Source organism: Streptomyces sp. NBC_00727, assembly GCF_045161745.1.
In the GTDB taxonomy this organism is placed as follows: Bacteria; Actinomycetota; Actinomycetes; order Streptomycetales; family Streptomycetaceae; genus Streptomyces.
The window spans coordinates 6314093-6335497 of the sequence record NZ_CP108981.1 but is presented as its reverse complement, the minus strand read 5'-3'; the positions used below and the strand labels follow the sequence as shown (position 1 = coordinate 6335497).

Here is a 21405-nt window from a genome sequence, read left to right as displayed (position 1 = left end):
GCGCGGAGGCGGGCCGGCACGGACCCCTCGTGCCGCCCCGCCTCGGCTCAACCGGTCACGCGCCCCGTACCGTCACCGTCCCCGTTCCCTCCCCCGTGGCCCCCGTCGCCTCGTCGACCACGCGGTACGGGCGGTCGATGCGCTCGGAGGTGACGGTCAGGGTGTCGCCGTCGCGCGCCACCCGGAAGGCGGCGGCCGTGGCACCCGCGTGGTCCGGCACGGTGACGGTCGTACCGCCCCCCTCGGGGCCGTCCCCCTCGGGACCCCCGCCGAACACCCGCAGCGTGAGGCCGTCGAGCCAGTCGCCGTCCGGGCGCTGGTCGTCGGCGCCCCAGGGCAGGACCGCGCCGGGGCGGACGAGGACCGGCAGGCTGTCGAAGCCGTGGGTCTCGTGGCGCCAGACGGGTCCGGTGACCGTCTCGCCGGTGAGGAGGTGGGTCCAGGTGCCCTCGGGGACGTAGTACTCGACCTGCCCGTCCTCCGTGAAGACCGGGGCGACCAGCAGGTCGGGGCCGAGCATGTACTGCCGGTCCAGCATGCGAGTGGTCGGGTCACCGGGGAATTCGAGGAGCATGGGCCGCATCATGGGGATGCCCGTGCGGTGGGCGGTGGCGGCGGCACCGTACAGGTACGGCATCAGCCGGTGCTTGAGCAGGGTGAACTTCCGGGCGACGTCCACCGCCTCCTCGCCGAACTCCCACGGCACCCGGTAGGACACGTTGCCGTGCAGCCGGCTGTGCGAGGAGAGCAGGCCGAAGGCCAGCCACCTCTTGAAAACGGCGGGGTCCGGGGTGCCCTCGAAGCCGCCGATGTCGTGGCTCCAGAAGCCGAACCCGGAGAGCGAGAGGGACAGGCCGCCGCGCAGGGACTCGGCCATCGCCGTGAACGAGGCGAAGCAGTCGCCGCCCCAGTGCACCGGGAACTGCTGGCCGCCGGCCGTGGCCGAGCGGGCGAAGAGAATCGCCTCGCCGTGGCCGCGTTCCTTCTCCAGGAGCTCGAAGACCGTCTTGTTGTAGATCTGCGCGTAGTAGTTGTGCATCCGCTCGGGGTCCGAGCCGTCGTGCCAGACGACATCGGTCGGGACGCGCTCGCCGAAGTCCGTCTTGAAGCAGTCGACGCCCTGGTCGAGCAGCAGCCGCAGCTTACCGGTGTACCACTCGCGGGCGGCGGGGCTGGTGAAGTCGACCAGCGCCATGCCGGGCTGCCACAGGTCCCACTGCCACACATCGCCGTTGGGGCGGCGGACCAGGTGGCCGAGTTCGGCACCCTCCGCGAACAGAGCGGACTTCTGGGCGATGTACGGATTGATCCACATGCTGATCCGCAGCCCGCGTTCCTTGAGCCGGGCGAGCATGCCCTCCGGGTCGGGGAAGACGTCCGGGTCCCACAGGAAGTCCGACCACTGGTACTCGCGCATCCAGAAGCAGTCGAAGTGGAAGACGGAGAGCGGGATCTCGCGTTCCGCCATGCCGTCCACGAACGAGGTGACGGTCGCCTCGTCGTACGAGGTGCAGAAGGACGTCGTCAGCCACAGGCCGAACGACCAGGCCGGCGGGAGCGCGGGACGGCCGGTGAGCGCGGTGTAGCGGGCCAGCACCTCCTTGGGCGTGGGGCCGGCGACGATGTAGAACTCCAGCGACTGGTCCTCGACGCTGAACTGCACCTGCCCGACCGACTCCGAGCCGACCTCGAAGGAGACCTTGCCCGGGTGGTTGACGAAGACGCCGTAGCCGCGCGAGGAGAGGTAGAACGGGATGTTCTTGTAGGCGAGTTCGCTGCTGGTGCCGCCGTCGGCCTGCCAGATGTCCACGCTCTGGCCGTTCTTGACGTACGGCGTGAAGCGCTCGCCGAGCCCGTAGACGTTCTCACCCACTTCCAGGGCGAGTTGGGTGACCATGTGGTGGGCGCCGTCGGGTGTGGTGGCGAAGGCGGTGCCCTTGGTGTCGACGCCGGTGAGGCGGCGCCCGTCGGCGTCGAGGAAGGTGATGCCCCAGGGGCCGTCGGCGTCCATGCGCAACGTCAGCGGTCCGCTGGTGAGTTCGGTGACCCCGCCGTCCTGCCGGGTGCGGGCCCCGGAGGCCGCCGGGTCGAGCCCGGGAAGGGTGAAGTCCGGTCCCCGGTGGGCCTTTCCGGCGTGGTGCGTGGTGCGGACGCCGATGATCCCCTCGGCCGGGGAGAAGCAGTCCACCGTGATGAGCGGGGTGTTGAGGGTGTCGCCGCGTGCGGCCACCCGTTTGACCGCGGCGTACGCGGTGAACTGGTCGGCGCTGACGCGCAGATCGCGGATCTCGGTCGCGTAGGAGGCGCGTACGCCCTCACGCATGAGCCAGAAGCCGTCGGTGAACTTCATGCGGACTCCTTGCCTGGGGCAGCTGGAGGGGGGACGGGGGGACGCGCGGCGCTGCGGTTCACTCGCCGGCCCCGGTGAAGCCGAGCCGGGCCAGCCGGACCGTGCCGCGCAGGGTGATCCGCAGGTCGCCCACGCCGGAGGCCGTCAGCCCGGCCGGCAGGGTGCGGTAGTCGTACGGTCCGTCGGTGGCGGGCACCGGGACGGTGACGGTGGTGCCGTCGACGGTGACCAGGACGGCCCCCTCACCCGAGGCGCAGACCTCGACGCCGCTCGTACGGGCGCCGAAGTCGCAGTGCCGGTAGAGGAGTTCGTTGGCCTCGGCGGTGGCGGTGACCGAGTCGCCGTCCGTCTTCGCCCGGTCGACGATCTCGGTGCCCAGCTGCTCGTCGTAGTCGGCGGCCTCCAGACCCCGGGTGAGGAGCGGGCGCGGCCCGGCCGGTTCGCCGTCGACGGTGACGACTGTGACGGTCCGGATGTCCGTGCTGGAGGCGCCCGCCTGGATCTCGTACGCGCCGGGCTCGACGGTCCAGCGGCCGTGCGCCACGTCCCAGTGGCCGAGCTCCTCGACCGGCACGGTGAACGCGAGGCGCTCGGCGGCCGCGGGTGCCAGGTGCAGCCTGCGGTGGCCGGCCAGTTGGCGCAGCGGCCGGGTGACGGACGGGGCCACGGCCCGTACGTACAGCTGGGCGACCTCGTCGGAGGCGACGGTGCCGGTGTTGGTGACGGTCAGCGAGACGTGCAGCAGGTCGCCCTCGCGTACGGCGGTCAGGTCGCTGTACGTGAAGTCGCTGTAGGTGAGCCCGTGGCCGAACGAATAGAGCGGGGCGCCGTCGTAGTAGAGGTAGGTCTGCCGGGAGCCGATGATGTCGTAGTCGAGCAGGCCGGGCAGTTCCGCGTCGGAGGCGTACCAGGTCTGTGGCAGCCGGCCGGCCGGGGAGACGTCGCCGGCGAGGACGCGGGCGAGCGCGGTGCCCGCGGCCTGGCCGCCGTGCGCGGTCCACAGCAGCGCGGGCAGCGTGGCGGCGGCGTCGGCCAGGGCGTACGGGTAGGCGGAGGTGACCGCCAGGACCGTGCGCGGGTTGGCGGCGTGGGCGGCGCGCCAGAGGCGTTCCTGCTGGGCGGGCAGGTCCAGGGTGGCGCGATCCTCGGTCTCGCGGCCGTTGATGTGCGGGTCGTTGCCGACGACCACGATCACGGTGTCGGCGGCAGCGGCGGCGCGGGCGACGGCGTCCTCGCCGCGCTCGGTCACCTCGGTCTCGAAGACGGTGCCGGTGGCCGCCGAATGTTTCTCGCCCGGGGCGGCAACCTTCAGGCCGTCGGCGGCGACTGAGACATACCCACCCGTTCCGATGTGCAGAAGGCGGTGACCGCCGGCATGACCTTCCACCGCCTCCCACCGGAAGGTCTCCTGGACGATCCAGCCGCCCGGCTCGTCCGCGGAGGCGCGTACATAGCCGTCCTCGGCGACGGAGAGGTAGCGGCCTTCCGGTTCCCGCAGGGTGATCACACCGCCGCCCCAGTCCACGACCGCCAGCTCGGACGGGGTGCCGGAGCAGGTCAGCGGGGGCAGGTCGGTGCGGCCCGCGAGGAGCGCCGGGTCGAGGGCGCCCTCCGCGCCGCGCGCCGCGTCCCCGGCCGGGTCCGCGGCGGGGATGTGCAGCCAGCCGTCCGCGCACTTGACGCGGACCAGGTCGGCGCCCTCGGCGTGGATCACCCGGTCGGCGCCGAAGCGCTCGCGCAGTCCGTCGAGCGGGGTGGAGCGGTGGATCAGGGTGCCGCTGTACCAGTCGAGTTTGCAGGCGTCCGCGAGGAGTCCGACGACGGCGACGGTCCGGCCGGTGTCCGGGTCGAGCGGGAGCAGCCCGTCGTTCCTGAGGAGCACGACCGCCTGCTCGGCGGCCTCCAGGGCGAGCGCCCGGTGCTCCTCGGTGTCGAGGGCGGTGGTGTCCGCGTACGGGTCGAGGCCGGGGTCGAACTCGCCGAGGGCGAAGCGCATGTGGAGCAGGCGGCGGACGGCGGTGTCGATGTCGTGCTCGTCGAGCAGGCCGCGCTTGAGGGCGCCCTGGATGCGGCCGGTCATGACGGAGGGGTCCTGGCCGTGGTCGGTGAAGCTGTCGACGCCGGCGCGCAGGGCGGCGGCGGTCGCCTCCTCGTGGGTGTCGAAGTAGTGCTCGGAATCCACCAGGTTGGTCGGCGCACCCGCGTCGGAGCAGACGGCCAGGGGCTGTTCGGTCCAGGTGCGCAGGTGCCGGGAGAGCAGTGGCGACACGTGGTTGGGGCGGCCGTTGACCAGGTTGTACGCGGGCATCACCCCGGCGACCGCGCCCGCGCGGACGGCGTCGCGGAAGGCCTTGAGGTCGTATTCGTGCAGCACCCTCGGGCGGACCGAGGAGGACGAGGTGTCGCGGTCGGTCTCGTTGTTGTGGGCGAGCCAGTGCTTGAGGACCGGGGCGGTGCGCCAGTAGTGCGGGTGGTCGCCGCGCAGGCCGCGGGTGTAGGCGACCGCGATGGCGGAGGTGAGCCCGGCGTCCTCGGAGTACCCCTCCTCGCCGCGCCCCCACAGCGGGTGGCGCAGCAGGTTGACGGTGGGGGCCCAGACGTTGAGCCCGACCCGGTCGTCCTGGGCGCGCTTGGCGCGGACCTCGTCGCCGACGGCCTTGCCGATCCGGCGCACCAGGTGGTCGTTCCAGGTGGCGCCGAGCCCGACGGCCTGCGGGAAGACAGTGGCCTGTCCCATCCAGGCGACGCCGTGCAGGGCCTCCTGGCCGGTGCGGAAGGCGGCGAGCCCGAGCCGGTCGACCGCCGGTGCGAACTGGTGCAGCATCGCGACGCGCTCGTCCGGCGTGAGCCGCTGGAGCAGATCGTCGACGCGCTTGGCGAAGGGCAGCCGCGGGTCGCGGAAGGGCTGCGGTTGTTCCGTCACGTGCGGGTCCTTCTTCAAAGGTGGGAGGTCTGGCGGTGCCGGCGCATCGTGCGGGCCCCTAGGAGCCGCGGACGATCTTTCGAAGCGCTTCGATGCTCAACGGCCAACCCGGCGCCTGTCAAGGGGCGGTGGCCGACCCGTACGCGCACCACGCCCCGGCCGTCCCAGGAAACGGTTCGGAAACGCCTCGGAGGAATCCGGCAACGAACTCTTGTGCCACACAGACCCTTCACTTAACCTCGCTGCAACATCGAAGCGCTTCGACGGAGCTTCGATGGGGCGCCCGGCGCCCAGCATTTCCCGGGACGGCGACACGTTCTGCCGCCTCCCAGTTGAACCGCTTCACCTGGGGCCGGTGACACCGGCTCAGCCAGCAACGCTCCACCTCAGACACAGGAACCGAACGGCGGTCGCCCCGCCGCGTGTCGTCCTGGTGCGCCTCGAAGGGTTGACGCAATGACGCCGAATTCCTCCCCCTCCTCCACGGCCCCGAGCCGGAGAAGCTTCCTCGCCACGGGCGCGGTGGCGGCCGTCGCCGTGGCCGGTGGGGTGCCGCTGCTCGCCGCGTGCGGCGGTTCCGGCTCCGGGTCAGGGAGCAAGGAGGGCACGACCACGGGCAAGGCCCTCAAGAAGGTCGTGCCGAGCTATGTGCCGCTGGACCTGGTCCAGCCCGATGTCCCCGGCGTCAACGGTTCGAGCCCCGGCTTCACCAAGCTGCCGGACCCGCTGGTGGTCTCGGTCAAGTCGGTGCCGGGCAAGGGCTCGGAGTTCCGGGTGATGACCCCGCTGTGGGGCACGGTCCCGAAGAAGAACAACCCGTACTACACGGCCGTGAACAAGGCGGTCGGCGCGACGCTGAACTTCGACCCGCAGGACGGCAACACCTACCAGGACAAGATCGGCGCGGTCCTCGCCGGCTCGGACATCCCGGACGTCATGACGATCCCCGGCTGGAACATGCAGGGGCAGATCCGCAACGCCATCACCGCCAAGTTCGCCGACCTCTCCCCGTATCTGGCGGGCGACGCCGTCAAGAAGTACCCGAACCTGGCCAACATCCCGACCGGTGCCTGGCAGTACTCGGTCTTCGGCGGCAAGCTGCGCGGCCTGCCGATGCCGACGCCGATCATCGGCAACGCGATCTTCTACCGCAAGGACCTGATCGGCTCCGGCGCCGTCCCGGCGAGCGCGGACGACCTGCTGGCCTTCGGCAAGGAGTACACGGCCCCCAGGAAGAAGGTGTGGGCCTTCGACGACCTGTGGGTCTGCATACAGATGATCTTCGGCGTGCTCCCCGACGCGCCGCACTACTGGCAGCTGGAGAACGGCAAGCTGGTCCACAAGATCGAGACGCAGGCGTACCGCGAGGCGCTGGCCTTCGCCCGCAAGCTCCACGACGGCGGGTACGTCCACCCGGACGCCGAAGCCAACAAGGACGCCGACGCCAAGATCCGCTTCACCAGCGGTCACACCGTGATGTACAACGACGGCACCGGTGGCTGGAAGGGCATGGTCACCGAGCAGGCGGCCGCGAACCCCGGGTTCGACATGCAGGCGCTCGACTTCTTCAGCGCCGACGGCGGCAAGCCGACCCTGTGGCAGTCCGACCCGGCCAGCATCTTCACCTTCCTCAGCAAGAAGCTCCCCAAGGCGAAGATCGAGGAGTTCCTCGCGATCGCCGACTACGCGGCGGCGCCGTTCGGCACCGAGGAGTTCATGCTCACCAACTACGGCGTCAAGGGCACCCACTACACCATCAAGGACGGGGCCCCGACGTACACCACTCAGGGCATCGAGGAAGCCCAGCCCTCCACGTTCCTGTTCCTGGCCTCACCGCCCACCTCCATCGCCTACCCGGACCAGCCGCAGCTGGCCAAGGACTACGCCGGCTGGATGGCGCGCCAGGCGCCGAACATCAAGAAGCCCCTCTTCTTCGGCATGCAGGTGGTCGAACCGCAGCGTTACGCCTCCCTGTACACCCCCTTCGACGACCTCCAGAAGGACATCCGCCGCGGGCGCAAGAAGGTCGGCGACATCGAGGACGCGGTGAACACCTGGAAGAAGAGCGGCGGCGACAAGCTGCGCGACTGGTACCAGGACATTCTCGACAAGAGCGGCTCCGGCAGCTGACGCGTACGCGGCACGCCACACGTACGTACGAGAAGGAAAGGGCCGCCGGGTACACACAGCCCGGCGGCCGGGGCCAGGAGCACGACATGGGGAGCACACGGTGAAGGCACGGGCCACGGTCGCGGCCGACCCGGACCGCACCGCCGACGGGGCGAGCGCCCCGGCCGGCGGGAGCGGCGCCGGGGACGGCGACGGCGGGGAGACGAGGAGCGCCCGGACGGGCAGGCCGCGGGCCGGGGGCGTTCCCGGGCCACGGAGGGAACAGGACGGGATCACCTGGCGTCAGAGGCTGCGGCGCGACCGCACCCTGATCCTGATGACGCTGCCGGCCATCGCGCTGCTGCTGGTCTTCAACTACATCCCGCTGCTCGGGAACATCGTGGCCTTCCAGGACTACGACGTCTACGACCTGGGCATCACGGGCAGCCCGTTCGTCGGGTTCGACAACTTCACCCGGATCTTCGACGACTACCGGTTCTGGGAAGTCCTCGTGAACACGCTGGTCATCTTCGTGACCCAGCTGGTCCTGTTCTTCCCGATCCCGATCGCCATCGCGCTCCTGCTCAACACGATCATGAGCGCGCGGGTCAGGGCCTGGGTGCAGGCGATCGTCTACCTGCCGCACTTCTTCTCCTGGGTGCTCGTCGTCACCGTCTTCCAGCAGATGTTCGGCGGCGCCGGACTCGTCGCCCAGTGGCTGCGCGAGCACGGCCACGAGGGCTTCGACCTGATGACGGACCCGGGCTTCTTCAAGTTCCTGGTCAGTGCGCAGGCCGTGTGGAAGGACGCCGGCTGGGGCGTCATCGTCTTCCTGGCCGCGCTCGCCGCCGTCAACACCGACCTGTACGAGGCCGCCGCCGTCGACGGGGCCGGACGCTGGCGCCGCATGTGGCACGTCACGCTGCCCGCGCTGCGCCCGGTCATCGCCCTGCTGCTCGTCCTGCGGGTGGGCAGCGCGCTCAACCTCGACTTCGAGCAGATCCTGCTCCAGCGCGACCAGGTGGGCGCCGGGGCCTCGGAAATCCTGGACACCTACATCTGGTGGACGGGCATCAAGACCGGCGACTTCGGCTACGCGGCCGCCGCCGGCATCTTCAAGGGGCTGTTCAGCGTCGCCATGGTGCTGGGTGCCAACAAGGTCGCCCACATGCTGGGCGAGCAGGGGGTGTACTCCAAGAAATGACAACTCTCCTGGACGAGAAGAGGAACCCCGCGGCCCCGGCCGCCCGCGCCGAATCGCCCCTCCAGCGCGCCCTGCGGATCGAGCCGCGCCCGGTGTGGGAGGAGGAGCCGACCAAGGCCGGCCTCGCCTTCAAGGGCTTCGGGCTCGTCGCGATCTGCGCGGTCATCATCATCCCGATCTGGGTGGTGCTGGTGACCAGCCTCTCCGACACCAAGACCATCAACGACGCGGGCGGCCTGGTCGTCTGGCCCAAGAACATCACGTTCGTCGCGTACAAGGAGCTGCTGAGCGGGGGCGCGGTGACCCGCGCGGCCGCCGTCAGCGTCGGCCTCACCGTCGTCGGTACGACCGTCAGCATGGTCGTCTCGATCCTCTGCGCGTACGGGCTCAGCCGCCGCGACTCCTACGCGCACCGCCCGCTGCTCATGACGCTGATGGCGACCATGTTCTTCGGCGCCGGTCTCATCCCGACCTATCTGCTGGTGACCGGCATCGGGCTCAGCGACAGCTACTGGTCGATGATCCTGCCGAGCGCGATCAGCGTCTTCAACGTGCTGGTGCTGCGCGGCTTCTTCATGGACACCGCGCCCGAACTCATCGACGCGGCCCGTATCGACGGGGCCGGCGAGTGGCGCATCCTGCTCCAGATCATCATGCCGCTGTCCCGTGCGGTGATCGCCGTGATCTCGCTGTTCTACGCGGTCGGCTACTGGAGTCAGTGGTTCAACGCGATGCTCTACATCCAGGACAGCGACAAGTACCCGCTCCAGATGATCCTGCGTCAGCTGGTCCTCCAGCACCAGGTGCCGCCGGGCGCGATGGGCGCGGCCGTCAGCAACGGGCAGATCAACAGCCTCTCCGTGCAGATGGCCGTCATGATCCTCGCGCTGATCCCGGTCGCGGTGCTGTCGCCGTTCGTCCAGAAGCACTTCCAGAAGGGCATGCTCACCGGCGCCGTGAAGGGCTGAACCGCACTTGTACGCAGATCACCGGTAAGGAACGGGAGACGCCATGCCGTCCCTGCGCGACGCAGCACGTGGCCGCATCCTCTTCGGAGGCGACTACAACCCCGAACAGTGGCCCGAGGAGGTGTGGGAGGACGACGTCCGGCTGATGAAGGAGGCCGGCGTCAACTCCGTCACCCTCGGCGTCTTCTCCTGGGCTCGCATCGAACCCCGCCCCGGGGCCCGTGAGTTCGACTGGCTGGACCGGCTGATGGACCTGATGCACGCGCACGGGATCGGCGTCGTCCTCGCCACCCCGACCGCGTCCCCGCCGCCCTGGATGGGGGCGCGGCACCCGGAGACCCTGCCGCGCGCGGAGGACGGGTCGATCGTCTGGTACGGCTCGCGGCAGCAGTTCTGCGCCAGCTCCCCGGTCTACCGGCGGTACGCCGCCGCGCTCACCGACGACCTCGCCGCACGGTACGCGGAGCACCCCGCGCTCACCGTGTGGCACATCAACAACGAGTACTGCACGCACTGCTGGTGCGACGAGACCGCCGGGCACTTCCGCCGCTGGCTGCAGAGCCGGTACGGGACGCTCGACGCCCTCAACGAGGCGTGGGGAACGGCCTTCTGGAGCCAGCGCTACGACGCGTGGACGGAGATCCTGCCGCCCCGCAGGGCCCAGTACATGAGGAACCCCGCCCAGGTGCTGGACTTCAAGCGCTTCACGTCCGACGCGCTGCTGGAGTGCTTCACCGCCGAGCGGGACATCGTCGCCCGGCACACCCCGCACGTCCCGGTGACGACGAACTTCATGCCGCTGTGGTCGGGGCAGGACGCCTGGGCGTGGTCGGCCGAGGAGGACATCGTCTCGGTCGACGTCTACCCGGACCCGCGCGACCCGCAGGGCGGGCAGTACAACGCGATGCTCGCCGACATGACCCGCTCGCAGGCCGGCGGCCCGTGGATGCTGATGGAGCAGGCGGCCGGCGCGGTGAACTGGCGGCCCGTCAACCAGCCCAAGCCGGAGGGGCTGAACCGCCTCTGGTCGCTCCAGTCCGTGGCGCGCGGCGCCGACGCGGTCTGCTACTTCCAGTGGCGGCAGTCCCGGCAGGGCGCGGAGAAGTTCCACTCGGCGATGCTCGGCCACGCCGGTGAGCAGGGCCGCGCCTTCCGCGAGACCCGGCAGCTGGGCACCGAACTCGCCGCTGTCGGCCCGGCCGTGTCCGGTACGGGTGTGGCCGCCGAGGTGGCGGTGCTGCACGACTGGGACGCGTGGTGGGCGGGCACGCAGGAGGGCCGTCCGTCCGCGCTCCTCGACTACACCGAGGTGGTGCGGCGCTGGCACCGGGCCCTCTGGGAGAACGGCACACCCACGGACTTCGCCCGCCCCGACGCCGACCTGAGCCGGTTCAAGGCGGTCGTCGTCCCGCACCTCTACCTGCTCGACGACGCGGCGGTCGACAACCTCGTGGCGTACGTGCGCGGTGGCGGGCGGCTGGTGTGCGGCTTCTTCAGCGGCATCGCGGACGCGGACGACCGGATCAGGCCGGGCGGGATGGACGCACGGCTGCGCGAGCTGTTCGGGATCGCCACCCTGCACGAGTGGTGGCCGCTGGACGCGGACGCCGCCGTGGAGTGCGACGGCTTCCGGGGCACCCTCTGGTCGGAGGAGCTGGAGGCGGCCGAGGACGCCGAGGTCCTGGCGGCCTACCGCGAGGGCGAGCTCACCGGGCTGCCGGCCGTGCTGCGCCGGGGCCGCGCGGTGTACGTGTCGACGCTTCCGGAGCCGCCGGCGCTGCGGGCGCTCCTGGCCGACGTGGTCCGGGAGGCCGGTGTGGAGCCGGTCCTGGCCGGGCTGCCCGAAGGGGTGGAGGCGGTGCGCCGGGGCGATCTGCTGTTCCTGCTGCACCACCGGCGCGAGATGGTCACCGTGGCCGTACCGGGCTCGTACGAGGACCTGCTGACGGGGCGGTTCGTGACGGACCGGATCGCGCTCGGCCGGTACGGCGTCGCCGTACTGCGGAGATCCACGCCATGACCGGACGCACCGACATCGACTCCACCTGGGAGCCGCGCCCCGCCGCCCGCTGGGAGGACGCCTTCCTCGGCGGCAACGGGCGGCACGGGGCCATGGTGTACGGTGACCCGGCCGACGACCGGGTCGTCGTCAACCACCACAGCCTGGTGCGGCCCAACGGCAGCGAACACCTCGGCCCGCCCGAGCTCGCGGACCGGCTCGACCGGCTGCAGAGCGCCCTGCTCTCCGGGGACACCCGGGCGGCGGAGGGCTTCGGGGCGGGCCGGCCCCTGGTGTGGGTACAGCCCTTCCACCCGGCGTTCCAGACCCGCGTCCGGCCGGTCCCCGGCAGCGCCCCGGTGGCGGACCCGGCCTCCGGCTACCGCCGGTCGGTCGACTTCGCCACCGGGGAGATCACGGCCGCCTGCGAGACGTGGCGCAGCCGGGTCCACGTATCGCGCGCGGACGACGTGATCGTCCAGTACGTCACGGGGCCGGGGCTCGCCGCCGATGTGACCCTGGACCACGCCCTGCCCGGCGCCCCGCCACGTCTCGCCGTCGGGCGGAGCACCGTGCTGACCCCGGAGGGCGCCCGGCTGACGCTGCGCGCGGGCTACCCGGACAGCGACCTGGCGTACACGGGTGTGACGGTGCTCCGCACGGAGGGCGGGCGGGTGTCGGTGGCGGGCGAGGGCGTCCGCGTCGAGGGCGCCAGGAGCCTGCTGCTGCTCACGCGGGTGCGCCGGCACGCGGGCCACCTCGACCTGGCGGCGGAGTGCGCCGCGCTCCCGGGCGAGGACTACGCCACGCTGCTCGCCCGCCATGTCGCCCTGCACCGCCCGGCGTTCGAGCGGGCCGCGCTCACCCTGGACGCGGACCCGGCCGAACGATCGCTGCCCGGATCCGAGTTGGCTCGTCGGCCGGACAGCCCGGCCCTCCTGGAGCGGCTGTGCGCGGCGGGGCGCTACCACCTGCTGTCCGCGTCCGGGGACCTGCCGCCCCGGCTGACCGGGCTGTGGACGGGCGACTGGGACACCGCGTGGTCGGGGGCGTTCACCACCAACGCCAACCTCAACCTCCAGATCTCCTCGGCCGCCGCTGCGGCGCTGCCGGAGGTGTCCGAGGCCCACGCCGCCCTGGTGTACGGGCAGCTCGCGGACTGGCGGGACAACGCGCGGGCGGTGTTCGGCGCGCGCGGCATCGTGGCCCCGTCGCACACGGACGGCGAGTCCGGGCACACCCGCCACTACCAGCGCGCCTACCCGCTGCACCTGTGGACGGCGGGCGCGGACTGGCTCCTGGAGCCGCTGGTCGAGCACGCGGAGACGACGGGGGCGGAGGACCCCCGGCTGACCGCCGCCCTGCACGAAACGGCTCTGTTCTACGAGGACTTCCTCACCAGGACCGGCCCCGACGGGCGGGTGGCCGTGGTGCCCTCCTACTCGCCGGAGAACCGTCCGGCCAACGCGAGCTGGGGCACGGTCGACGCGACGATGGACCTCGCGGCGGCCCGCCACGCGCTCACCGCGTCGGCGGACCGCTGCCCCGGTGACCCGGCCGCCACGCGCCGCCTGGCCCTGGCGGACCGGCTCGCGGACTACCGGGTCAACGAGGACGGCGCGCTCGCCGAGTGGGCGTGGCCGGGGCTGGCGGAGACGTACGACCACCGCCACCTCAGCCACCTGTACCCGGTGTGGCCGCTGGACGCGATCAACCCGTACGACACGCCCGGGCTCGCCGCCGCCGCGCACCGGGCGCTCGAACTGCGGGGCGCGGAGAACGACTCGGCCCACGGCCATCTGCACCACGCGCTGATCGCGGCGCGGCTGCGGGACGGGGCACGGGCCTCGGCGGCGGTCCGGTCGGTCCTGGCGGGCGACTTCTTCCACGACTCGCTGATGAGCGCCCACTACCCGTCCCGCAACGTGTACAACGCGGACGCGGCGCACGCCCTGCCCGCCGCCGTGATCGAGTCACTCGTGCAGTCGGCCCCGCACCGGCTGATCCTGCTGCCCGCACCGCTCACGGGCTGCCCGGGCGGTGAACTGCGCGGTGTGCGTACGCGGTTCGGTGCCTCCCTCGACCTGCGCTGGTCGGCCGACGGCACCGCGACGGCCGTCCTGCGTCCGACGCGTGACGCCCGGGTCGATGTCCGTACGGGCGACGGCAGCGCCCTCGCCGAAGCCTCCGCCGGGTCCCCCTCGGCGTACCTGGAGCTGACGGCCGGTGTGGACCGCGTCCTGGAACTGCGGCCGCGGTAGCACTCCCCACGCCTGGGAGGACGGCCATGGCGCGGGGGCCGGCCCGCGCGCCCGACGGGCCGGCCCCCGCGGTCACGCAGGGGCGGGCCCGGTGCTCTCCCGTACCGTCAGCTCTGGCGCCAGCAGCTCGACTTCGTCCGTGCCCCGGCCGGAGAGCTTGGCGACGACCTGCTCGACGGAGCGGCGCCCCATCTCCTGGGCCGGTATGGCGACGGAGGTGAGCCGCACGGACGCCTGGACGGCCACCTGCTCGGGGCAGATCGCGACCACCGAGACGTCCTCGGGCACGGCCCGGCCCTGCTGCCGCAACAGGTTGAGCAGCGGCTCGACCGCCGCCTCGTTCTGCACGATGAAGCCCGTGGTGCCGGGGCGCTCGTCGAATATCCGCGACAGGGTCTGGGCCATCGCCGCGTACCCGCCCTCGCACGGCCGGTGCAGGACGCGCACACCGGTCTCCTGCGCCTTGGCGCGTACGCCGTCGACCGTCCGCTCGGCGAACCCGGTGTGCCGCTCGTACACCGCCGCGGCCTCGCCGATGACGGCGACCTCGCGGTGTCCGAGGCCGGCCAGGTGTTCCACGCAGAGTGCCCCGGTCGCCTCGAAGTCGAGGTCCACGCAGGTCAGCCCGGTGGTGTCGGCGGGCAGGCCGATCAGCACGGCGGCCCTGTCGGTCTCGCGCAGCAACGGCAGGCGCTCGTCGTGCAGTTCGACGTCCATGAGGATCATCGCGTCGGCCAGCGAGCTGCCGGCGATCCGCCGCACCGCGGCGGGCCCCTCCTCGCCGGTGAGGAGGAGGACGTCGTAGCCGTGGGTGCGGGCGGTGGTGGCGACCGCGATGGCGATCTCCATCATCACGGGCACGTACATGTCGGTGCGCAGCGGCACCATGAGCGCGATGATGTTCGACCGGCTGCTGGCGAGTGCCCGGGCGCCGGCGTTGGGGTGGTAGCCGAGCTGCTGGATGCTCTGCTCGACGCGCGCGCGGGTGGCGACGGAGATGGAGCGCTTCCCGCTGAGGACGTAGCTCACCGTGCTCGCCGAGACTCCGGCGTGCTGCGCGACCTCGGCCAGGGTGACCATTCAGCTCTCCCTCACGGGACGTCGTCGGACCCGGCAGGCGAAACCGGTCTGCTCCGGCGCTTCCGGTCAGATGTGGCGAAGCGCTTCGACTCCGCTCCCTCCACCTGGGACATGGAGAGACAGCGCGAGCCTAGCTCTGCCACGACAGCATGTCCAGACCACTGTCGAAGCGCTTCGACACACAAAGGCGCTCCCGGCTACCGCAACGATATGCCCGTCATCCTCCTCCCGGCCGCACCGGCTCAGTTGCCGAGCAGGACCGGGAAGGACTCCATGTCGTTCTGCGTCATCACCGGGAGGTTGCGCAGCTCCGCGTCGGGCACGGCGAGCCGCAGCTCCGGGAAGCGGGCGAAGAGCGCCGGCAGGGCGATGCCCGCCTCGACCCGGGAGAGGGCCGCGCCGGGACAGATGTGCGGGCCGTGCCCGAAGGTCATGTGCCGGATCGGGGTGGAACGGGTGATGTCGAAGGCTTCGGCGTCGGGGCCGTGCTGCTCGGGGTCGCGGCCGATCACCCGGTACGAGATCACCACGCCCTCGCCCTTGGCGATGACGGCGTCGCCCACCTGGATGTCCTCGGTGGCGAACCGCATGAGCAGATGGGTGGTCGGGGTGTCCCAGCGCAGGGTCTCCTCGATCACGGTGTCCCAGGAGACCTCGCCGTCGAGGACCATGCGCAGCTGGTCCGGGTGGGCCAGCAGGGCGCGTACGGCGTTGAGGATGAGCCCGATCGTGGTCTCGTGCCCGGCGGCGACCATCGCCTTGAGGTTGCCGATCACCTCCTCCTCGGTCAGCGGCTCACCGCCCTCCTCGGCGAGGATCAGCGCGGAGGTCAGGTCGTCGGTGGGGCGCGCGGTCTTCTCCCGTACGAGTCCGGCGTAGAAGACGTCCAGCTCGGCGAGGAGCGCGAGGCGCTCGTCCTGCGGGGTGAGCATGGAGAAGAACGCCTTGTACTGACGGGTCAGCATCGCGTTCTCCGCCGGGTCGACGCCCATCAGCATGCCGACGACCCGCATGGGCAGCGGCTGGGCGAACACCGACTTGAGGTCGACGACGGCCCCGTCCCGGCCGCCCTCCTCCAGCGCGTCCAGCAGCTCCGCGGTGAACTTCTCGATGTCGGGGCGTATCGCTTCGAGCCGGCGGGGCGTGAGCGCCTGCGAGGTCTTGGTCCGCAGCCGGCGGTGCTCGGCGCCGTCCACGGTGAACATCGACCGCCCGGCGTCGATCATGCCGATGAGCGGCCAGGCGTGCGTCACCTCACCGCTCTGCCACAGCCCCCAGGCGTTGATGTCCTTCACCAGCCGCGGGTCCACCAGGAGCCGCCGGGCGTCCGCGTGCCGGGTGAGGGTCCACGCCGGCACGCCGAGGAGCTCGATGCGGGCCAGCGGCCCGGCCTCGCGCAGCCGGACCGTCTCGCCGTCCAGGTCCTGGACCATGGGGTCGATGACGACGGTCGCGCCGCTCTGGGCCGCCGCCTGTGCGGCGTGGGGGCAGTTCACGAGAGATCTCCTGTCGTGCGTACGGGGGTGAACCGGACGGGGAGCGCGGTGGTGCCGCGGAGGAAGGCGGAGGGCCGCCGGACGAGGTTCTCGACCGGGACGTCGAGCCGGAGGTCCGGCAGCCGGTCGAGCAGCACCTCGATGCCGGTCCTGGCGATGATCTCGGCGATCTCCTGGGCGGGGAACGGGCACCGGTACTCGCCGTGACTGAAGGCCAGATGCGCGCCGTTGCCGCCCTGGGCGGGGCCCGGGCCGGACAGGCCCTGGCGGATCAGCGGGTCGGTGTTGGCCGCGCCGAGACCGAGCAGCAGCATGTCCCCGGCCCGGATGCGCTGCCCGCCCAGCTGGGTGTCGCGGGCCGCCCAGCGGCCGGCCAGGATCTGGGTGGGGGTGTCCTCCCACAGCACCTCGTTCATGGCCTCGCCGATGCTTCGCCGGCCGCCGGCCATCGAGTGCGCGAACTCGTCCTCGGTGAGCATGAGCCGTACGGAGTTGCTGATCCAGTCGGCGGTGGGCAGGTGCCCGGCGGCCGTGACGGCCATCAGGTCGAGCGTGTACTCCTCGTCGGTGAACTCCTCGGGGAAGTCGAGCATCCGGGAGGTCACGTCGTCCCCCGGCTCGGCCCGCTTCGCGGCCAGCAGCCGCGCCATGTGCTCACCGAAGCGCAGATGGGCGCTCTGCGCCTCGGGACCGCCGTCGGCCAGGTCCTTCAGCACCCGGGCGATGGCGGCGCCCTCCTCGTCGGGGAAGCCGATCAGGCGGGCGAGGACGAGCACGGGGAGCGGTTCGCAGAATTCGGCGACGAGATCGGCGGTGCCCCGGGCGCACACGTCGTCGATCAGCCGGTCGGCCAGTTGCTCGCAGTGGCCGCGGATGCGGAACGGGTCGGCCCCTTCGAGCGCGGGCGCGACCATCCGGACGTGCCGCCGGTGCTCCTCCCCCGCGCTGAAGTAGATGGACGGCATGGGGCGCCCCACCATCGGCAGCAGCGGCCAGTCGTCGGGGACGTTCGGCCACTGGTTCCAGAGGCCGACGTCGCGCGGGAACAACTCCCCGTCGCTGGTGACCCGGTGGAGCTCCCGGTACCCGATGACCAGCCAGGCCGGGAAGCCGCCCGGCAGCTCGACGGGCACGACAGGCCCGTGGTCGCGCCGCATGCCGCGGTAGACGGTCTGGGGCTCGGCCTGGAAGCCGGGCCCCCAGAGCGGCACGGCGCCGGCGTGTGCCGGGCAGCCGGCGGGGGCGGCCGGAGAGGCCGGCGCGGACTCTGCCGGGGAAGGGCGCGTCATGAATCCTGACTCCTGTGGCGACGACTGCACGCGTCAAGATCACGCGATCAACACTCGTTCACTATAAGGAGTTTGTGTGACGTAAGCCGGTCGATCGCGATCAATTCCGAACCGTGGACGGTCGCGTCGGCCGGCCTCACCCCGTCCGCAGTCCGGGGTCGCTCACTCCGGGCTCGCCCGTCTCGACGTGCCCGGCGAAGCGCCGCAGGAAGGTGTCGTCCGCGTCGCTCGTGACGGTGACGTCGTACCAGCGCCTGCTGCGCCGCAGGTCCAGCGTGTGCTTGACGGTCGCGCCCGCGCGCACGGTGACCGTCCGGACCTCGCCCCCGTAGGCGCCTGCGCTGCGCAGGGTGAGCCGGGCGGTTCCGGTGCCGGCGTGCGTGAGGGTCAGTTCGAGGCCTCCCACAGCGGCAACATGACGAGCCGTCACCTGTGGCCCCGCTGTCTTGCCTGGACTGCGGAAGGAGCGCAGGAACCCGTTCGGGCCGTGGACGGTGAGGTCGGTGACGCCCTGGGAGTACGCGGTGTTCCAGGTGTCGGTGACCGACGCGCCCGCGTGGGCGGTGTAGGTCCAGGGCCCGTCCGTGCGGTTGCCGGACGTCACGAGGAACTGGGCCCCGGCCTCCGGGCCCCCGCCGAACGTGAGCCGGAAGGTCCCGGCGCCCGCGTCGGCGGCACCGTCGACGAAAGGCGCGTACGGCAGCGGGCGGGTGGGCCGCGAGCCCGGCTCCTGGACCGGCACCGCCCCGGTGGTGGGCGGAACCGGCACGTAGTCGGGGTGCCGGTCGCCGTCCGGGGGTTCGTACGCGGCCGTGGACGGCAGCTCGGGCTCCGAGGCGTCCCTGCGCCGGAAGTCGAAGGCGGAGGTGAGGTCGCCGCACACGGCCCGCCGCCAGGGCGAGATGTGCGGCTCGTGCACACCGAAGCGCCGCTCCATGAACCGGATGACCGAGGTGTGGTCGAAGACCTCGGAGCAGGCGTAACCCCCGGTGCTCCACGGCGACACGACGGTCATGGGCACGCGCTGGCCCAGCCCGTACGGCCCCGCCGCGTACCGCAGGTCGCCGGGGAAGTAGTCGGCGGCGGTGTCCACGGTGGACAGCCCCTGCGCGGGCCCGGACGGGACGAACGGCGGCACGACGTGGTCGAAGAAGCCGTCGTTCTCGTCGTACGTGATGAACAGGGCGGTGCGGCCCCAGACCTCCGGGTCGGAGGTGAGCGCGTCGAGGACCTGCGCGATGTACCAGGCCCCGTAGTTCGCGGGCCAGTTGGGGTGCTCGCTGTATGCCTCGGGCGCGACGATCCAGGACACCGAGGGCAGCGTCCCGGCCCGGATGTCGGCCTTCAGGTCGTCCAGCAGCCCGCCCCCGTTCTTCAGATCGCTCCCGGTGCGCGCCTTGTCGTACAGGGCGTCGCCCGGCCCGGCGTCGCGGTAACTGTTGAAGTACAGCAACGAGTTGTCCCCGTACGTGCCCCGGTACGCATCACCGATCCAGCCCCAGGAGCCGGCGGCGTCCAGCCCGTCGCCGATGTCCTGGTACACCTTCCAGGAGACCCCGGCCTGCTCCAGCCGCTCCGGGTAGGTCGTCCAGCCGTACCCCACCTCGTCGTTGCCCAGCTCGGGCCCGCCGCCGGCGCCGTCGTTGCCGGTGTAACCGCTCCACAGGTAGTACCGGTTGGGGTCGGTCGACCCGATGAACGAGCAGTGGTACGCGTCGCACACGGTGAACGCGTCGGCGAGCGCGTAGTGGAACGGGATGTCGTCCCGGGTGAGGTGGGCCATCGTGGTCGCCGTCTTGGCGGGCACCCACCGGTCGTAGGCCCCCTTGTTGAACGCCCGGTGGCCGCCCGCCCAGTCGTGGTTGAGGTCCTGGAGGAACTGCATGCCCAGCGCGTCGGCCGGCGGCCGGAAGGGCAGCACCTCCTTGCCTGCCGCGTCCGCCTGGTGCCACACCGGCTTCCCGCTGGGCAGCGTGACGGGGCGCGGGTCGCCGTAGCCGCGTACGCCCTTCATCGTCCCGAAGTAGTGGTCGAAGGAACGGTTCTCCTGCATCAGGACGACGATGTGCTCGACGTCCTCGATGGTGCCCTTGCCGCCCCGCGCCGGAAGGGACGCGGCGCGGGCGATGCTGCCCGACAGGGCGGTGAGGGCGACGGAGCCCCCGGCGAGCTTCAGAAGCCGGCGGCGGTCGATTTCTGCCATGGGTGGGGGCCTTCGCGGGTGGGGGGATGTGGGGTGGGAAGCGACTGGAGTGTTCCAGACCCGGCGGGCTCCGGGTAAGACCCTTGCCATGTGCACGGAGTGACGCCGGGCGGAACAGTCGGCGAACCTACCCACCGGGGCGGGGTCCATTCCCCGGGCGCCCCGCAAACTGCCCGGATCGGGCAGGAACCCGCCCGTCGGACTTGCCGACTCCCCGCCTGACGGCATCGGCCCGCCCAGCGCGAGGATATGGACGCAGCACACACCGCCGACAGGACACGAGGGACGCCAGGTGGGACACAGACCCTTCTTCCGCTGGATCCTGGCGCTCGGACTCCTGCTCATCACGGGCTCCGCGATCGTCTACGCGGCCGCGCCGGAGATGCCGGAGCTCCGCCAGGTCGAACTGACCGTGCTGACCGAGAAGCGCGACGGGACGTGCACCGTACAGTGGAGGGACCCCTTCGGACACCGCTCGCGTGAGGATGCGTACCAGTGCGACGCCGACCGCGATCCGATGCTGAAGGCACCCGACTGGGACCCCGGTACCGGTCACGGCTACGACTCCGGCTGGGTCGTCGCGGAGGGTTCCGACAAGGGGCAGCTGTACGTCCTGGGCCAGGACGACGAGGTCTTCGACGAACGGATCGCACTCTCCGACAAGCTGATCCTGTTCGGCCTTCCGCTGGTCACCGTCGCCCTCGTCGGCGGGAACATCCGTGCGGCGGCCCGGCTGGGCGGCGTCCGCCCGGGCGTCGTAGACCGGGCCCGGCGGCTGGCCGCATCGGCCGCCAGGGTCGAGGAGGACCGCGCGCGGGCCGTCGAAGCGGTACGCGAGGCATGGGCGCCGTTGCAGCGGAAGCGGGTGCACGAGGAGCTGGGCCGCATCCCCGTGACCCGGCTGCGCGACGACGACAAACACCGGTTCCGGACGAGGGAATGGGAGAAGGCCGGCGTACGCACCGTGCGCGACGTGCTCGACGCGGGCGTGTGGAGGCTCGGCGAACTGCCCGGCGTCGGACGGCGTACGGCCGAGCAGGCGGTCGCCACCGCCCGGCGCACCGCCGACGCGCTGAGCGCCGACGTGCTGGTACGCCTCTCCGACGGCCGGTCCGATCCCCGGACGGACCCGCTGATCACCGCCCTGCACGTACTGGTGGAGGCCGGTCCCGAAGGACGGGCGGCGGCGGCAGCGGCCGAGGCGATCGGCACCCGGCTGGCACCCCTCCTGGAGGGTGCCTCCCCCGCCTCCGGCTACGCCGCCATGCTCCGCACGGACCGGGAAGGGCGCCGCCGCGCCCGGTCCGCCGTGGCCGGGCTCCGCCACCTGCTGGACGAGGCGGACCGCGACGGCCTCGCACCTCGCTTCGGGCAGACCTCGGTCGACCTGCTGCGGACACCGGCCGGCGAGTTGGACGCGCTGTCGACCCGCGCGGACTTCGAGCGGCGCCCTCGGGACTACTACGCGGTGCTCGCGGAGGTCACGAGGGACGCGCACACCACCGTTGTGTGAGGGGGCGCCC

Annotated in this window: 12 protein-coding genes; 6 read left to right on the top strand and 6 right to left on the bottom strand. The window is 71.9% G+C overall.

Annotation, left to right across the window (positions count from 1 at the left end; all coding sequences use genetic code 11):
- Window positions 1-55 precede the first annotated feature (55 nt).
- The gene (gene yicI / locus OG242_RS28590; RefSeq protein ID WP_405900885.1) at window positions 56-2350 is read right to left on the bottom strand and encodes an alpha-xylosidase; all 2295 of its coding nucleotides are present in this window, start codon (window positions 2348-2350) and stop codon (window positions 56-58) included.
- Window positions 2351-2408: 58 nt separating this feature from the next.
- A complete protein-coding gene (locus OG242_RS28585; RefSeq protein ID WP_405900884.1) occupies window positions 2409-5273 on the bottom strand; it encodes a glycoside hydrolase family 3 C-terminal domain-containing protein in 2865 nt (954 codons plus the stop codon).
- Between the two features lie 522 nt (window positions 5274-5795).
- Between OG242_RS28585 and OG242_RS28580 the strand changes: the two genes are divergently transcribed.
- The 5 genes from OG242_RS28580 to OG242_RS28560 all read left to right on the top strand — a co-directional run bounded on the left by OG242_RS28580 (window position 5796) and on the right by OG242_RS28560 (window position 13814).
- Window positions 5796-7403: an extracellular solute-binding protein gene (locus OG242_RS28580; RefSeq protein ID WP_405901752.1), complete on the top strand. Its 1608-nt coding sequence runs from the start codon at window positions 5796-5798 to the stop codon at window positions 7401-7403.
- Between the two features lie 100 nt (window positions 7404-7503).
- Complete coding sequence (locus OG242_RS28575; protein WP_405900883.1) at window positions 7504-8586, top strand: ABC transporter permease; 1083 nt, start codon at window positions 7504-7506, stop codon at window positions 8584-8586.
- Entirely contained in the window at window positions 8583-9554 is a 972-nt protein-coding gene (locus tag OG242_RS28570) for a carbohydrate ABC transporter permease (RefSeq protein ID WP_405900882.1), read from the top strand. The genes OG242_RS28575 and OG242_RS28570 overlap by 4 nt, the downstream gene beginning before the upstream one ends.
- 43 nt (window positions 9555-9597) lie before the next feature.
- Window positions 9598-11574, top strand: a complete 1977-nt coding sequence (locus OG242_RS28565; RefSeq protein ID WP_405900881.1) for a beta-galactosidase — start codon at window positions 9598-9600, stop codon at window positions 11572-11574.
- On the top strand, window positions 11571-13814 hold the full coding sequence (locus OG242_RS28560) for a glycosyl hydrolase family 95 catalytic domain-containing protein (protein ID WP_405900880.1): 2244 nt from the start codon (window positions 11571-11573) through the stop codon (window positions 13812-13814). The genes OG242_RS28565 and OG242_RS28560 overlap by 4 nt, the downstream gene beginning before the upstream one ends.
- 72 nt (window positions 13815-13886) lie before the next feature.
- On the opposite strand, the gene OG242_RS28555 is transcribed toward OG242_RS28560, so the two are convergent.
- From OG242_RS28555 to OG242_RS28540, 4 genes are all read right to left on the bottom strand, one after another.
- The gene (locus OG242_RS28555; protein WP_405900879.1) at window positions 13887-14894 is read right to left on the bottom strand and encodes a LacI family DNA-binding transcriptional regulator; all 1008 of its coding nucleotides are present in this window, start codon (window positions 14892-14894) and stop codon (window positions 13887-13889) included.
- Window positions 14895-15136: 242 nt separating this feature from the next.
- Window positions 15137-16390, bottom strand: coding sequence for a cytochrome P450 (locus tag OG242_RS28550; RefSeq protein ID WP_405900878.1), 1254 nt, complete (start codon window positions 16388-16390; stop codon window positions 15137-15139).
- Window positions 16387-17679: a cytochrome P450 gene (locus tag OG242_RS28545; RefSeq protein WP_405900877.1), complete on the bottom strand. Its 1293-nt coding sequence runs from the start codon at window positions 17677-17679 to the stop codon at window positions 16387-16389. The genes OG242_RS28550 and OG242_RS28545 overlap by 4 nt, the downstream gene beginning before the upstream one ends.
- A 136-nt stretch (window positions 17680-17815) precedes the next feature.
- A complete protein-coding gene (locus OG242_RS28540; RefSeq protein WP_405900876.1) occupies window positions 17816-19882 on the bottom strand; it encodes a phosphocholine-specific phospholipase C in 2067 nt (688 codons plus the stop codon).
- 292 nt (window positions 19883-20174) lie between these two features.
- On the opposite strand from OG242_RS28540, the gene OG242_RS28535 reads away from it, so the two are divergent.
- A complete protein-coding gene (locus OG242_RS28535; RefSeq protein WP_405900875.1) occupies window positions 20175-21395 on the top strand; it encodes a helix-hairpin-helix domain-containing protein in 1221 nt (406 codons plus the stop codon).
- The last annotated feature ends 10 nt before the right edge of the window (window positions 21396-21405 follow it).